This is a genomic window from Streptomyces sp. NPDC054841 (assembly GCF_053611045.1).
The window spans coordinates 1-14,087 of record NZ_JBSGZO010000217.1 but is presented as its reverse complement, the minus strand read 5'-3'; the positions used below and the strand labels follow the sequence as shown (position 1 = coordinate 14,087).

Sequence of the window (14,087 nt, the reverse complement as noted above, 5' to 3'; positions counted from 1 at the left end):
ACCTCGGCCTCCGTACGGCCTTCGGCCGTGTCCTCGATCTCTCTCCCCCCGGAGCTTCGCCCGGGAGATACCCCCAACGGGCTGGAAAAGGCCGGCCCGCTGGGGGTTCCCCATGCCCACAGGGCGTGGGGAAGGACTGAGACGGCGGCGGCCGGGGCCGAGCCCCGGTCATCCCTCCGCGCGCGTCGCCTTCGTGTAGAGCGCGCGGGCACGCGCGTCGAAGAGCACCGCTGTCGACTCGGTGTCCGTGTCGCCGCCGCTCAGGACGCCTATGACCCGGCCCGGCCGGTCCGCGTCCACATAGTCGGCGAGCCAGGGGCTGCCGCTGGTGCCGTCCCAGAAACCCGCGCACTCGATACGGACCATCTCCGAGGGCTGGTCGGCGTCGTGCCGGGCGTCGGTGGTGCAGGTGATCGGGCGGTTCGCGGGATTGTGGTCCGGATTCGGGTAACCGACCACGGTGACCCGGCGGCGCGGCTTCGACGACCAGTCGGGGACCGTCGCGCCCACCACGTCCTGCACCTCACGGCCCCGCGCGTCCGGCTCCAGCGTCAGAAAGGCGTAGTCGACCGCGTCGTCCTCGTCCGTGCGCCAGCGGTCGTCGACCTGGATCGCGGCGACCTTCCAAGTCCCGTACGGGGACGAGCCCTTCCCGCCGCCCCGGAACCCCGGCGCGAACGAGAAGTCGCTCGCGTACGTCCCGTACTCGAAGACGCAGTGCGCGGCCGTGGCGACGACATTGCCCCGCGGGCTGTCGACGACGCTCGCCGTGCACCAGTGGTCCTTGTCGTCGAGCAGCACACCGACCGAGCGGAGCCCGTCGGACGGCACGGCCGAGGTCTGCGGATCGGGCCCCTTGGCCCGGGGGCGGGGTTTGGCGGGCATGAGGGGTGCCGCGGAGTGCGTAGCCGTAGGCCCCACACACGCCGCGGCCGCCGTCAGCACAGCGACGGCGGACCACAGAACGGGCCTCTTCCAGCGCATACACCCCACGTTTCCCTCGCTTCCCTGCATGCTCACCATCCTTACTCACTCACATGTCGAGCCACCCCCGCAGGGTCGCCTGCGCTCCCGCCTGGAAGCGCGTCTCCGCGCCCAGCGACTCCAGCAGCCGCGTGATCCGACGCCGGGCCGTGTGCACATGCACCCCCAGCCGACGGGCGATCGCCTCGTCCTTGAGCCCGGCCGCGAGCAGCGCCAGCAGCTCCTTCTGCGCCGTCGGCAGCGGCCCGCCGGAGCCGCCCAGCGGAGTGGCCCGGTCCCATACGGTCTCGAAGAGCGGCACCAGCGCGTTGCCGAGCAGGCCCTCACCGACCACCAGCGCGGACGCCCGTGGATCGGCCGCGTCGCTCGGCGGCAGGAGGGCGATCCGCCGGTCGACCGCGATCAGTTTGGTCGGTACGGACGGCGCGATCCGGGCCCGCAGGCCCTGCTCCACCAGCGCGGTCAGCGAACGCATCCGTTCCGGCGTCGACAGGCCGTCCCGGTCGAGGACCGTACGCACCACCACCCCACGGTCCAGCAGGCCCTCGATGTCGAGCCCGTGCGACCCCGGACTGCCGTCGCCCCGCTGCCCCTTGACGTACGGCGGCCGGTCCAGGATGACCACCTCCCGCTCCGCCGAGGCCAGCAGGTCATCGGCCCGTTCCCCGATCGCCCGCTGCCCCGTGACCAGCTCGATGCCGCCTCCGGGCGCGGTCGGCGCCCTCGACACCAGCCGGCCCGCGAGCTGGTCGGCGGTCATCCGTAATCGCTCCAGTTCGGCCGATTTCATATGCAGTTCGGCCTGACGGCGGTGAATGAGCGTACGGATCGCGGCGGCCGGAGCGGCCGGGCGGGGCAGTGCGCCGCAGGCGCGCGGCGGCAGTGCGAGCCCGTGCTCGACCAGCCGGTCGAGAGCCGCCTGCAGTTGGTGCTGCGGCAGCTTCAGCTGCCGCGCCAACTCCTCGGCCCCCGCTGCGTGCTCCTTGAACAGGGCCTCATACGCGCGTTCCTCGACCGCCCCCAGGCCGAGGGTGTGCAACTCCCCCTCGATCATGCGGGGAATTCTCACTCCCTCTTCACGGAACACACAAGTGTGCATGTCCACTTGTCAACGCACCTGGCTCATTGATCGGTTGGCACCCCACAGGTTGCATGGCCATGACCACCTGAACCGGCTCTGACCAAGCACGTGGGAGGGGTACGTACTGTGCGCAAGCCCAGCAAGAACCATGGAGGACCGAGATCCGGCTTGTCCGGGGGGATGTCCAGGGGGGCCGGTCCCGCCGCGCTCCTGGCCGCTGCGGGCCTCCTGATCACCGCGGTTCCGGCCCAGGCGGCGACCCCGCCGCCGGCACCGCCCGTCCAGGTCGTTCCGGGGGATGACACGGCGACTCCCGCCCTGGTCGACGGCCTGCGCGAGGCCGTGGACGCCAAGGCGGCCCCGGCGGACGCGGCCCGCGGCCACCTCGCCGCCAAGGAGAGCCGCTACCGCATCGCCGAGCCGCGGCGCGACCTCGCCCCGCTCGGGACACTGAAGCGCGGCGCGGACGAGACCGTACGGCTCCAGCAGAAGCACCGGGGGATCCCCGTGCTCGGCGGCCAGTACGTCGTACGGATGGAGAGCACGGGCGGCAAGCGCGTCGTCACCGGCACCTCCGGCAAGTACTTCACCGGTCTGACGACCGGCACGGAGCCCTCCGTCGCCAAGGACGTGGCGGTGCGGCGCGCGGTCGCCGCCACCGCCCGGCGGCTCGGCGGCGGGCAGCTGACCAAGGCCGACGCCGTGCGCGAGGAAGGCCAGAAGTCTGCGAAGGCGAAGGCGCTCAGCGGCACCGCGGGCGGACTCGTCGTCATCCCGCGGGGCGAGGGCGTGCTCGCGTACCACGTGACCGTACGCGGCACGAACCCCGCAACCGGCGAGCCGGTGCTGCAGCAGGTCTACGTCGACGCCCGGTCCGGCTACCCGGTGCTGCAGTACAGCGGCCTCAGGACCCTGACCGGGCCGAAGGCCGCGACGGGCACCCCCGGCACCGCACCGAACGCCGCCGCCGGGAAGGCCTCGGCGAGGGCCGCGGCGGACGAGCCGGCCGCCCACCCCGGCACCACGGGCAGCGGTGTGCGGCTGAACGGCAACAAGGTCGGCCTGGATCTCTACCTCGACGCCTCCCGCGGCCAGTACGTCATGACCGACTACGCGCGGATGGCCGACAGCAGCAGGAACACGCTCAGCACGTGGGACGCCTCGAACGTCGACGTGAACGACGCCGTCGGCCAATGGCCCGCCGGCATCAAGGTGTTCGGCTCCGCGACGGCGGACTTCGGCAAGGGCGCCACCGACACCGGCGCGGTCGACGCGCACTGGGCGGCGGGCCAGGTCTACGACTACTACAAGGAGAACCACGGCAGGAACGGGCTCGACGGCCGCGGCACCGCCGTCAACTCGCTCGTCGGCGTGACCCTGTTCGGCGGCTCCTTCGTCAACGCCTTCTGGGACGGCCAGAAGATGGTGTACGGATCGGGCGACGACGAGTTCAAGCCGCTCTCCGCCGACCTCGACGTCGTCGGCCACGAGATGACCCACGGTGTCGTCGAGAACACCGCGAACCTCGTCTACGCCGGCCAGTCCGGCGCCCTCAACGAGGCCCTCGCCGACTACTTCGGCAACGCGATCGACGTCACCGCGTCCGGGCAGTCCATGGACGACCCGAACGCCGGCCTGATCGGCGAGGACCTGTGCCGTACGAAGGCACCGCGCGACTGCGCCTTCCGCAACCTCGACGACGGCGCCACCACCGCCAAGAACTTCCTCGGCGTGACCTACGGCACCGACAGCGGCGGCGTCCACCTGAACTCCACCATCTTCTCCGGCGCGCTGTGGGACATGCGCCAGGACCTGGGCGGCGAGCTCGCCGACCGGATCGTGTACAAGGCGCTGTCCGAGTACATGACCCCGCTCGACGGCTTCACCGAGGGCCGCAACGCGGTGCTCGCCGCGGCCAAGGACCTGGGTGTCGAGGCACAGCAGCTGACTGCCGTGAAGCGGTCGTTCAACGCCCACGGCATCGTGCCGGGCTGGGAGGACGCCCTCGGCGTCGACTCCGACCAGCTCTTCGGCAAGCTCAACATCGCCGGCACGGGCGTCCAGGCGGGCGGCGGCTGGTGGACCGTCTCCAGGTCCAACGACGACGGCTCCGAGCCGTACTCCGTCTACGCGGGCCGAGCGGACGGCAAGGGCACGCCGAAGCTCGTGAGCCCGAACGACGGGCGCTACCACGTCTACCCGGCGACGGACGGCAAGACCGTCGTCTGGGCCGCGTACGGCACCACCAGTCTGGACATCCTGTCCCGTCCGCTCGCGGGCGGACCCATCAAGAAGCTGTACACGTCGAACAGCGACATCGCGGGGCTCCGGGTCGAGAACGGCGTCGTGGCCTTCGAGACGTACGGCATCTTCGGTGACCGCCACGTCGCCTTCCTGCGGCCCGGCGACCGCGGGCCCACGCTGGTGGACGGTGGCAGCTTCCTCCTCGGCACCGCCCTGCCGTCGATCGCGCACGGCAAGCTCGCGTACGCCAAGCTGTACCCGGGCGCCACCGAGTACAAGCTCGGCGTCGAGGTCTACGACCTCAAGGCCGGGACGAAGAAACTGACCGAGCAGCTCGGCGACCCGCAGGGCATCGGCCAGACGGGCCTCAACGGCAGCCATGTCTTCTGGCTGACCGACGAGAACCTGAACGACGACGGCCGCATGGGGGTACGCCGCGCCTCCCTCGACGGCAGCGGCGCGTACGACATCAGCGCCGAGGCCAAGCCCCGCGCGCTGATCGCCTTCGACCTGACCGTCTCCGAGGACGCGGTCACCGTCAACAGCCAGCTGCCCGACACGCAGTGGCGCAACGAGACGCTGCCGAAGCTCTGGCAGCTGACCACGGACGGCAGCCGTCAGGAGCGCGTCTCCTGCAACCGCGGTGAACAGCTCTCCCCGGCCGCGGTCTCCGGCAGGCAGGTCGTCTGGATCGACGGCACGACCGGCTGGACCGACCTGGTCACCCGCACCCGCCCGGCGGGCCTCTGCGGCTGACCGCATGAGGTGACAGGGATCCCCGGCGCGGCCTGACCGCGCCGGGGGTTCTGTCGCGTCGGATGCGAGATCAGCCGTTGGCGAGAGCCACGCTGCGGGTCAGCCGTTGGCGAGGGCCGCCACTCGGTCGAGCGCTCCATTGCTGCATTTTCCGGGGGGCGACCCCCGGACCCCCGGCAGGGGTCGCGGGTCAGCCGTTGGCGAGGGCCGCCACCCGGTCGAGCGCTCCATTGAACTTGTCGTGGTCGCCGACGAGCGGGCCCGTCGAGGTGTACTGCCACATCGTGTAGTAGGCCCAGCCCGCCGGGAGCGTGCCCGGGGTGGTGTTGTAGCGGGCGATCCAGAGGGGGTTGGTCGCGCCGAAGCCGCTGTAGTTGCCGGTGCACTCGGTCCACCAGCTGGTCGTCGTGTAGATGACGGCGTCACGGCCGGTACGGGACTTGTAGCGGTTCAGGAAGTCGCGGATCCAGGTGACCATCGCGGACCGGGACTTGCCGTAGCAGGACGCGCCGTACGGGTTCCACTCGATGTCCAGCACTCCCGGGAGGGTCTTGCCGTCGCGGGACCAGCCGCCGCCGTTGTCGACGAAGAAGTCCGCCTGGGCGGTGCCGGTCGTGGTGTCCGGGGTGGCGAAGTGGTACGCGCCGCGGATCATGCCGACGTTGTACGAGCCGTTGTACTGCTGCGCGAAGTAGGGGTTCTCGTAGTACGTGCCCTCGGTGGCCTTGACGTAGGCCCACTTCACGCCGCTGCTCCAGAGCGAGGACCAGTTGACGTTGCCCTGGTGGCTGGAGACGTCGACGCCTTCGGTCTGGACCGCGCGGCTGTCGCGGGGCAGACCGCCCTGGCCGTCGTGCGCGACGACGCCCATGCCCATACGGGCCGAGCCGCGGGCCGGCGCGTCCGCGGCGGAAGCCGCGCCGGGGAGGGTGAGGAGGAGGGCCAGGACCGCGAGCAGGATGCCTGCCACGGTCCAGCGGGTGGTGGCCCGTTCGGTTCTGGTCGTTCCGGATCTGTGCACGGACATTGCGTGCCTCCGAAAGGCCTCGGTGGGGGTACCGACATGGTGTGGACATGCCATAAATGAAGCTAAGGACCGGGAATCCACCGGCGGAAGAGGGGCCGGTCTCTGCCGTTGGTATACGCCTGCGAAATACTGGGCGAGCTGCGACAACGGCAGCCGCAGAAGGAAACTTTCATCGACGGAGAAAGCGCGCGAGGGGTGCTGACGTGCACGGAAGCGGTACGGGGAGTGAAGCCGACCCGAAGGGTGGGAATGGTGTGGACCACGAGTTCCATGAGTTCCTGGCCCTGGAGCGCGAGTTGGCCGTCTTCCTGCGCCGCGCCCGTGCGTCGTCCGGGGAGATGGCCCGCGAGGTCCACCCGGAGCTGGAGCCCGCCGCGTACGGACTGCTCGTACGGCTGGAGGAGTCGGGCCCGCAGCGCGCGACCGACCTGGCCGCGTACTTCGGCGTCGGCAAGGCGACCATGAGCCGTCAGCTCCACGCGCTGGAGCAGCTCGGCCTCGTCGCCCGGGAGCCCGATCCGGCCGACGGGCGCGCCTCGCTCGTGCGGCTCACCGACGAGGGGCTGGCCCGCTTCCGCAGCGTGCGCAACGCCCGCCGCGACCGGTACGTACGGAAGCTGGCCGACTGGGACCGTGGCGAGGTCGCCGAACTGGCCCGGCTGCTGCACCAGCTCAACATGCGAGCGGAAGGCTGACCGTCGCGGGCCCGCCGACAGCTTCGCCGAGGCCGACCGTGCGCGGGCACACGCCCGGGGGCACGGACAATCCGTGGGCGCCCACCTGTCGGCGCCCTCCTGCGGGCGCCCGCCGTGACGCGCGACTACAGCTCCGCGTAGACCGCCGTCGCGTCGTCGTGCGTCTTCCAGCGCAGGCTCCCGCCCCGCGTCGCGTCCGCTTCCTCCAGTGCCCGCACCCGCGAGATCAGCCCGTGCGGCCCTTCCTTGTGCAGCAGACCCATCAGGTCCACCCAGCCGCCCTCCTCGAAGAGGTCGGTCCAGCGGGACGCCCCGTCCGTGAGCGCCGCCATCGCCCGTACCTCCGAGCGCGGGGTGCGTCCCGTCACCGCGCGCTCCGCCACCTCGGGGTCCGCGGCCGCCGTGAAGAAGCCACCCTCCTGGTTGCGCAGGGCATCGGTGGCGCTGAGCGAGCGCAGTACCTCGCGCGGGATCCGGTCCAGCCGGTCGTCCAGCACGGCCCGGACGACGCCGTCCGGCGACTCCAGCAGCAGCGTCGAATCGGAGAGCACGAGATGCTCGACCGACTCCTCGTCCCACCGCGCGACGACCACCGTCGCCTGAGGCGTGCGCACGTGAGAAAGGTCACAGCTTTCGCGGTGGGCGTCCGCGGTGCGTCGGATGGACAGCGCGAGAATCTCGGGCAGGGGTATATCCCGCCGTGAACCGGACAGTTCGATCAGTGCTCCGCCGAGGCGCGCGGTGAACCACGGCACCCCGTGCTCACAACCGACGTCCCCTTCGGGAGGGGTCACCCCGTCCAGGACGACCAGGGATCCGCCCTGGCCCGAGGCCGGGAGGGCGACGGAAGCCCAGTCTTCGTCGGGGCGTTCGGGGGCGCCGGGCACGCTGACGAGTTCGAAGCGCATGATCCTCAGTCTGCATCACCTCGCACGAGTCCTTCACGAAGCCCGCCAGAACGTCAAATTGTCCTGTACTACCCATCCGACCAGCGGCCTTTCGGGGGAATGGCCGACTCCGGCTGGCTGCGGGCGCGCATCCTGCCAAAGCCCGCGCGGAAGGTCCAACCGACGCTCGGCGGGGGCGGGAGAGGTGCGGGCGAAGGAGTTGTTCGCCAACTCCTGAGTAATGTTCACTCGTTCGTGTGGCGGAGCGGCCGATGCGTGTCTCCCTCCCAAAAGCGCTGGAATGGTCGTAGGCCGTGCCAGGGGTGGGGGACTCTCGTGATGACCGGCCATCACCTCTGCTTCAAGGGTGGACGAGTCAAGAATGCGAGCACCGGTGCAGAAGAAGCGGCCTCGGGGCAAGGGCGGCATGGGCGGTACGGCGTCTTCGGGGTCATCGGCACCTCTTGCGCCCCCGGCGCCCTCAGAGCCTTCGAACTCAGGGCTTTCCGGCTCAGAGCCTTCCGGTTCAGGGCTTTCCGAACCTTCCACGCGGTCTGCGTCTTCCGAGCCCTCGGCGGCCTCACTGCCTTCAGCGCACTCCGCGCCTTCGCATGAGGCGCGTGCTGCCTCCGACCCCTCACTCGTCCCCGGCGGACGTTCCGTGCGCGTACGCCGCCGGCTCGTCGCCGGTGTCGCGGCCGTCTCCCTCACCGTCATCGCCGCGGGCGCCCCGGCGATCCTCATCGCCTCCAACGAGCTGACGGAGTCCCAAGGACTCGTCACGCTCGCCGAGCTCAACCTGCAGGCGGTCACCCTCGCCCACTCCCTCGCCGACGAACGCGACGAGGTCACCGCGTACATCGCGGCCGGCCGCGAGGAACAGAAGGGCGAGCAGAAGAACCGCCGCAAGATCTCCGGCAGCCGCAGCGCCCGCGTCGACCGCCAGATCGACGAGATCCGCGGCAACGTCCTGTCCGGTCACACCGACCTGGGCCGAGACCTCGCCACCGTGCCGTCCGTCCGGCGCACCGCGCTGACCGGCAAGGGCAACGCCCTGGAGGCGTACAAGGCGTACACCGAGATCATCACCGGACTGCACGCGCTGGCCGACGAGCTCGCCGAGAAGACCCCGGCCCGCGCCGCCGACGGGACACGCGGGCCCACCGCCCTCGGCCTCGCCGTCGAGCAGGCCTCCGCCGCCCGCGGGCTGCTGCTCGCCGCGCTCTCCGTGCCCGGCCCGGCGAACGACGGCCCGTCCGTCGACCCGGTCACCGGACTGCCCGTCGAGGACGAGGACGACGAGAAGGCCGAGGCCGCCCGTAACGTCCTCAGCGCCGCCGCCCAGCAGGCCCGCGTCCGCGAACTCGCCGCGCTCGCCGACTTCGACCAGGCCGCGAGCAGCGAGGCCCGGAGCCGTCTCACCGCCACCGTCACCGGTCCCGACGTCAAGACCGCCGAGGCCTACCTCGCGCGCCTCACCGACCAGCCCGAGCTCTCCCCGAAGGACCGCAAGTCCAACCGCGAGAAGCTCGAGTCCTCGCTCTCCGCCCGGATCGAGCAGATGCGGGGTGTCGAGTCCTCGCTCGCCGCCACCCAGGTCGAGCGGCTGGAGCAGCTCCGCGACGACGACGTCACCGCACTGGAGCTGCGCATCGCGCTGGTCGGCGGCTGTCTGCTCGTCGCCATCGGCATCTCCGCGGCCGTCGCCCGCACCCTCACCCGCCCGCTCGCCGTGCTGCGCATCGGCGCGGCCCGGCTCGCCGCCGCGCCCGAGGCCGAGGAGCCCATGCGCTTCACGGGCCGCAACGACGAGTTCGCCCAGGTCGTACGGTCCCTCAACACCCTGCACGGCAAGCTGCTCGACCTCGGCACCCGGACGCAGCGGCTGGACGCCGACCGAGGCGAGCTGACCGCCGCCCGCGAGGAGCTGGCCGCACAGCGCGCGGAACTCCAGGAGCGCACCGCCGAGGTCACCGAGCAGTTGGAGAAGCTGCGGCGCACCGTCAGCCACACCTTCGTCAACCTTGCCCTGCGCACCCTCGGCCTCGTCGAGCGGCAGCTCGGCGTCATCGAGAACCTGGAGGAGCGCGAGCAGGACCCGGACCGGCTCGCCACCCTCTTCAAGCTCGACCACATGGCCACGGTCATGCGCCGTCACAGCGAGAACCTTCTGGTGCTCGCCGGCTCCGAGCACGGGCACGGCCACGCGGGCCCGGTGCCGCTCGTCGACGTCATGCGCGCCGCCGTCAGCGAGATCGAGCGGTACGAGCGCGTCACCATCCAGTCCCTGCCGCCGCACGCCCACATCGCCGGGTTCGCCGCGGACGACCTGAGCCATCTCGTCGCCGAGCTGCTGGAGAACGCCACGTCCTTCTCGCCGCCGGACGCGCAGGTCCAGCTCTCCGGCTGGCTGCTGGAGAGCGGCGAGGTGATGCTCTCCGTGCAGGACGAGGGCATCGGGATGGCCTCCGCACGGCTCGAAGAGCTGAACGCCAGGCTCGCCGACCCGCACCCCGAAGGCACCGACACCGACCTCGACGTCGAGGGGGAGGGCCTGGGGCTTCGGGTGACTGCGCTGCTGGCCCGCCGCCACGGCGTACGCGTCCAGCTGCGCGAGCAGAAGCAGGGCGGCGTCGCCGCGGTCGTCGTCCTTCCGCAGGCTCTGCTGCCCACCGGGTCGCCGACCGCGGCCCCGCAGACGTCGCCCGTTCCGGGCGCCGCCCCCACGCAGAACCTGCCGGGCTCGGTCGCGGAGGCCAACTCCAACGCCCTCCCGGGCCGATCGGCCGCCCGCGACCCGCTGGTGGCGGCGGCGGAGGAGGCGGTCCGACAGGCGGAGGCCGAGCTGCAGCCGGAGGCCGAGGCAGAGCCAGAGGTCGAGGTCGAGGCAGAGCCGGAGGCTAAGGCAGAGGCCGAGGCAGAGCCGGCGGTCGAGGCAGAGGCAGAGGCAGAGGCAGAGCCGGCGGTCGAGGCAGAGGCAGAGGTCGAGTCGGCGGCCGCGTCCGAGGGCGAAGCCGCCGAGCCACAGGCCGGGGCCGACGAGCCGCAGGCCCGGCCCGAGTCCCAGCCCGAGTCCCAGCCCGAGCTCTCGGCGGCCCCCGCTCCCGCGCCCGGCCCCGAGACCACTCTCCAGGTCCGCCTGCCGCACCCCTCGCCGGAGCCCGACGCCCACGAGCGCGTCGCCGACGGCGGCGATGCCGAGGAGCCGGTCACCGACAAGGGGCTGCCCAAGCGCACCCCCAAGGTCGTCGCGCCCGCCGGCGCGCCCAAGGAGCGCGCCACGTCCGTCGACGCGGAGGCTCTGCGCCGCCGGCTCGGCGGCTTCCACCAGGGAGCCAAGGACGGGCGCCGCGACGTGGAGGCGGAGCTGGCCGAGGCCACGCAGACGACGCAGCACATCAAGGAACAGAAGGCACAGAGCGAGGAATCGGGGGACACCGTCGAGGAGGCACGCCATTGACTGCGACCGGCATATTCGGGCTGAGCAGCGAAGCCCGTAATCTTCACTGGCTGTTGGGCAACCTCGTGGAGGAGGCACCAGGAGTCCGTTCCGTCGCCGTCGTCTCGTCCGACGGACTCCTGCTGCTGTCGTCGGACCCCGCGCAGAACACCGGTCCGACCGTCTCACGGCGGCAGGACGGCCCGCGCGGCTCCAGTGCCGACCTCGCCACCATCGTCTCCGGCATCGCCAGCCTCACCATCGGCGCGGCCAAGCTGATGGACGGCGGCGGCATCAAGCAGACCATGGTCGCGATGGAGGAAGGCAGCGTCTTCGTCATGTCGATCAGCGACGGCTCGCTGCTCGGTGTGCACGCCACCCCCGACTGCGACATGAGCGTCGTCGCGTACCACATGGCGCTCTTCGTCGGCCGCGCCGGACACGTACTCACCCCCGAACTCCGCAGTGAGCTGCGCAAATCGATGGAGAGCACCCAGTGACGTCCGCCGCACAGCCCGCCCCCCGGCTCCCCGTGCGCGGCGAGGGCAAACGCCCCGCCCGGGTCCGCCCGTACTCGCTCACCGGCGGCCGCACCCGCTTCGGCCATGTCCTCCTCGTCGAGACGTTCGTCGCCGCGCTCGAAGCGGTCGACGAGCGCATGGAGCTGACGAACGGAAACCTCGTCTCCCGTGTCATGCCGGAGATGCGGGCGATCGTCGAGCTCTGCCGCCGTATGCGTACCGTCGCCGAGATCTCGGCGCTGCTGAAGATGCCCCTGGGCGTCGTCCGGGTGCTCCTCAGCGACCTGGCGGACCAAGGAAAGGTACGTGTGTACGGAACCGGGCACGGCGACGGCCGGCCCGACCGTGCGCTGCTCGAAAGGGTGCTGAGTGGACTCCGCCGTCTCTGACCTCCCCGCCGTCGCGGAGGACGAGAACGTACAGGCCTGGCAGAACGACCGCACCCGCGCACCGATCGCCACCAAGATCGTGGTCGCGGGCGGTTTCGGTGTCGGCAAGACGACCTTCGTCGGGTCGGTCTCCGAGATCACGCCGCTGCAGACCGAGGCGCTGATGACGCAGGCGAGCGAGGAGACCGACGATCTCACCGCGACGCCGGGCAAGCTCACCACGACCGTCGCGATGGACTTCGGACGGATCACCCTCGACGACGACCTCGTGCTGTACGTGTTCGGCACACCGGGTCAGCAGCGTTTCTGGTTCATGTGGGACGACCTGGTGCGCGGCGCGATCGGCGCGGTCGTTCTGGCCGACACCCGTCGGCTGAAGGACTGCTTCCCCGCGCTCGACTACTTCGAGAGCTGCGGACTGCCGTACGTCGTCGCCGTCAACCACTTCGAGGGGACACCGGCCTACGAGGCCGAGGACGTACGGGAGGCACTCTCCGTACCGCCGCACGTCCCGGTTGTGATCATGGACGCACGCAAGCGGATCACGGTGATCGAGTCGCTGCTCGCGGTCGTGGGCCATGCGCTCGACGTCACGCCCGAATAGTCCCGGCTCCCGAGTCCCGTCCCCAGGCAGTCCTGATCAACGAAAGAGACCCGTCATGCGGAAGATCCTCATAGTCGGCGCCGGTCAGTCCGGGCTCCAGCTCGCCCTCGGCCTGCAGGCGCACGGGTACGAAGTCACTCTCATGTCCAACCGCACGGCGGACGAGATCCGGTCCGGCCGTGTCATGTCCACGCAGTGCATGTTCGACACGGCGCTCCAGCACGAGCGCGACCTCCAGATCAACTTCTGGGAGTCCCAGGCTCCCAAGATCGAGGGCCTCGGCGTCTCCGTCGCCGGCCCGGAGTCGCAGCGCGTGATCGACTGGGTCGGCAAGCTCGACGGCTACGCCCAGTCCGTCGACCAGCGCGTCAAGATGGCCGGCTGGATGGAGACCTTCGCGCAGCGCGGCGGCCAGCTCGTCATCCACGGTGCCGCCGTCTCCGACCTGGACTACTTCTCCCGCACGTACGACCTGGTGCTGGTCTCCGCCGGCAAGGGCGAGCTGGTCTCCATGTTCGGCCGTGACGCCTCCCGCTCCCCGTACACCGAGCCGCAGCGCGCCCTCGCCGTCTCCTACGTCCACGGCCTCGGCCCGCGCCCCGAGCACCCCGACTACGACGCGGTCCGCTGCAACCTGGTGCCGGGCGTCGGCGAGCTCTTCGTCATGCCGACCCTCACCACGTCGGGCCGCGCCGACATCCTCTTCTGGGAGGGCGTCCCGGGCGGTCCGCTCGATGCCTTCCAGGGCGTCAAGGACCCGGCCGAGCATCTGTCGCTCACGCTGGAGCTGATGGAGAAGTTCACGCCGTGGGAGTACGCCCGCGCCACGAAGGTCGAGCTGACGGACGCCAACGGCACCCTTGCCGGCCGGTACGCACCGACCGTGCGCAACCCGATCGGCCGGCTCCCGGGCGGCGGTCTCGTTCTCGGTGTCGCGGACGTCGTCGTCGCCAACGACCCGATCACCGGACAGGGCTCCAACTCGGCCTCCAAGTGCGCGGCTTCCTACCTCGCGTCGATCACCGAGCACGGTGACAAGCCGTTCGACGAGGAATGGATGCAGTCCACCTTCGACCGTTACTGGGACACCGCCCAGCACGTCACCAAGTGGACCAACGCGATGCTCGGCGTCCCGCCGGAGCACGTCCTCAACCTGATCGGCGCGGCGGGCGAGCTCCAGCCGGTCGCCGACCGGTTCGCGAACGGCTTCGACAACCCGGCCGACTTCGAGAACTTCTTCTACGAGCCCGAGAAGACCAACGCCTACCTCGCAGAGGTCACGGGAGCTGCGCAGGCTTAGGGCCTGTCGTTTGGATCAGGCCGGCAGCGACATCTGCGGCTACCGCCGCGGGGCGAGCGGGGTCCGGCGCGTGCAGATGCAAGGCGGAGGAGGGAGCCACTGCGGTGGGGGTACCTCCCGTGCCCGAAGGGCTACGGGGGACATTGGCGACTGACGACAA

The 14,087-nt window shown here is 71.0% G+C and carries 11 protein-coding genes; 7 read left to right on the top strand and 4 right to left on the bottom strand.

The annotated features are described in order from the left end of the window. Positions 1-168: 168 nt before the first annotated feature. The gene (locus ACWGI8_RS25795; RefSeq protein WP_453664376.1) at positions 169-885 is read right to left on the bottom strand and encodes a trypsin-like serine peptidase; all 717 of its coding nucleotides are present in this window, start codon (positions 883-885) and stop codon (positions 169-171) included. A gap of 148 nt (positions 886-1,033) precedes the next feature. Beyond that, entirely contained in the window at positions 1,034-2,038 is a 1,005-nt protein-coding gene (locus ACWGI8_RS25790) for a helix-turn-helix domain-containing protein (RefSeq protein ID WP_453664374.1), read from the bottom strand. 207 nt (positions 2,039-2,245) lie between these two features. Between ACWGI8_RS25790 and ACWGI8_RS25785 the strand changes: the two genes are divergently transcribed. Continuing rightward, a complete protein-coding gene (locus tag ACWGI8_RS25785) occupies positions 2,246-5,065 on the top strand; it encodes a M4 family metallopeptidase (RefSeq protein WP_453664373.1) in 2,820 nt (939 codons plus the stop codon). Between the two features lie 190 nt (positions 5,066-5,255). Here the strand turns inward: ACWGI8_RS25785 and ACWGI8_RS25780 are convergent, their stop codons facing one another. Further along, positions 5,256-6,092, bottom strand: a complete 837-nt coding sequence (locus ACWGI8_RS25780; protein WP_453664372.1) for a lysozyme — start codon at positions 6,090-6,092, stop codon at positions 5,256-5,258. A gap of 203 nt (positions 6,093-6,295) precedes the next feature. On the opposite strand from ACWGI8_RS25780, the gene ACWGI8_RS25775 reads away from it, so the two are divergent. Then, entirely contained in the window at positions 6,296-6,787 is a 492-nt protein-coding gene (locus tag ACWGI8_RS25775; RefSeq protein WP_453664371.1) for a MarR family winged helix-turn-helix transcriptional regulator, read from the top strand. A 125-nt stretch (positions 6,788-6,912) separates the two neighbouring features. Here the strand turns inward: ACWGI8_RS25775 and ACWGI8_RS25770 are convergent, their stop codons facing one another. Beyond that, positions 6,913-7,695 carry a hypothetical protein gene (locus ACWGI8_RS25770; RefSeq protein ID WP_453664370.1) on the bottom strand — a complete coding sequence of 261 codons (783 nt, stop codon included), beginning with the start codon at positions 7,693-7,695 and terminating at the stop codon, positions 6,913-6,915. Positions 7,696-8,068: 373 nt separating this feature from the next. On the opposite strand from ACWGI8_RS25770, the gene ACWGI8_RS25765 reads away from it, so the two are divergent. The 5 genes from ACWGI8_RS25765 to ACWGI8_RS25745 are packed head-to-tail and all read left to right on the top strand — an operon-like array spanning position 8,069 to position 13,927. After that, complete coding sequence (locus ACWGI8_RS25765; RefSeq protein WP_453664378.1) at positions 8,069-11,134, top strand: sensor histidine kinase; 3,066 nt, start codon at positions 8,069-8,071, stop codon at positions 11,132-11,134. Beyond that, positions 11,131-11,613: a roadblock/LC7 domain-containing protein gene (locus tag ACWGI8_RS25760; protein ID WP_453664369.1), complete on the top strand. Its 483-nt coding sequence runs from the start codon at positions 11,131-11,133 to the stop codon at positions 11,611-11,613. Before ACWGI8_RS25765 ends, ACWGI8_RS25760 begins: the two co-directional genes overlap by 4 nt. Next, a complete protein-coding gene (locus ACWGI8_RS25755) occupies positions 11,610-12,023 on the top strand; it encodes a DUF742 domain-containing protein (RefSeq protein ID WP_453664368.1) in 414 nt (137 codons plus the stop codon). The genes ACWGI8_RS25760 and ACWGI8_RS25755 overlap by 4 nt, the downstream gene beginning before the upstream one ends. After that, positions 12,004-12,627 (top strand): GTP-binding protein, encoded by a 624-nt coding sequence (locus ACWGI8_RS25750; RefSeq protein WP_453664366.1) that lies wholly within the window; start codon positions 12,004-12,006, stop codon positions 12,625-12,627. The genes ACWGI8_RS25755 and ACWGI8_RS25750 overlap by 20 nt, the downstream gene beginning before the upstream one ends. 55 nt (positions 12,628-12,682) lie before the next feature. Next, entirely contained in the window at positions 12,683-13,927 is a 1,245-nt protein-coding gene (locus tag ACWGI8_RS25745) for a styrene monooxygenase/indole monooxygenase family protein (RefSeq protein WP_453664364.1), read from the top strand. The last annotated feature ends 160 nt before the right edge of the window (positions 13,928-14,087 follow it).

What these genes read in the sequence shown, in the direction of transcription:
- ACWGI8_RS25785 (WP_453664373.1), top strand. Translation starts at nt 2,246, where the DNA reads ATGTCCAGGGGGGCCGGTCCCGCCGCGCTCCTGGCCGCTGCGGGCCTC.
- ACWGI8_RS25790 (WP_453664374.1), bottom strand. Translation starts at nt 2,038, where the DNA reads ATGATCGAGGGGGAGTTGCACACCCTCGGCCTGGGGGCGGTCGAGGAA.
- ACWGI8_RS25770 (WP_453664370.1), bottom strand. Translation starts at nt 7,695, where the DNA reads ATGCGCTTCGAACTCGTCAGCGTGCCCGGCGCCCCCGAACGCCCCGAC.
- ACWGI8_RS25780 (WP_453664372.1), bottom strand. Translation starts at nt 6,092, where the DNA reads ATGTCCGTGCACAGATCCGGAACGACCAGAACCGAACGGGCCACCACC.
- ACWGI8_RS25795 (WP_453664376.1), bottom strand. Translation starts at nt 885, where the DNA reads ATGCCCGCCAAACCCCGCCCCCGGGCCAAGGGGCCCGATCCGCAGACC.
- ACWGI8_RS25745 (WP_453664364.1), top strand. Translation starts at nt 12,683, where the DNA reads ATGCGGAAGATCCTCATAGTCGGCGCCGGTCAGTCCGGGCTCCAGCTC.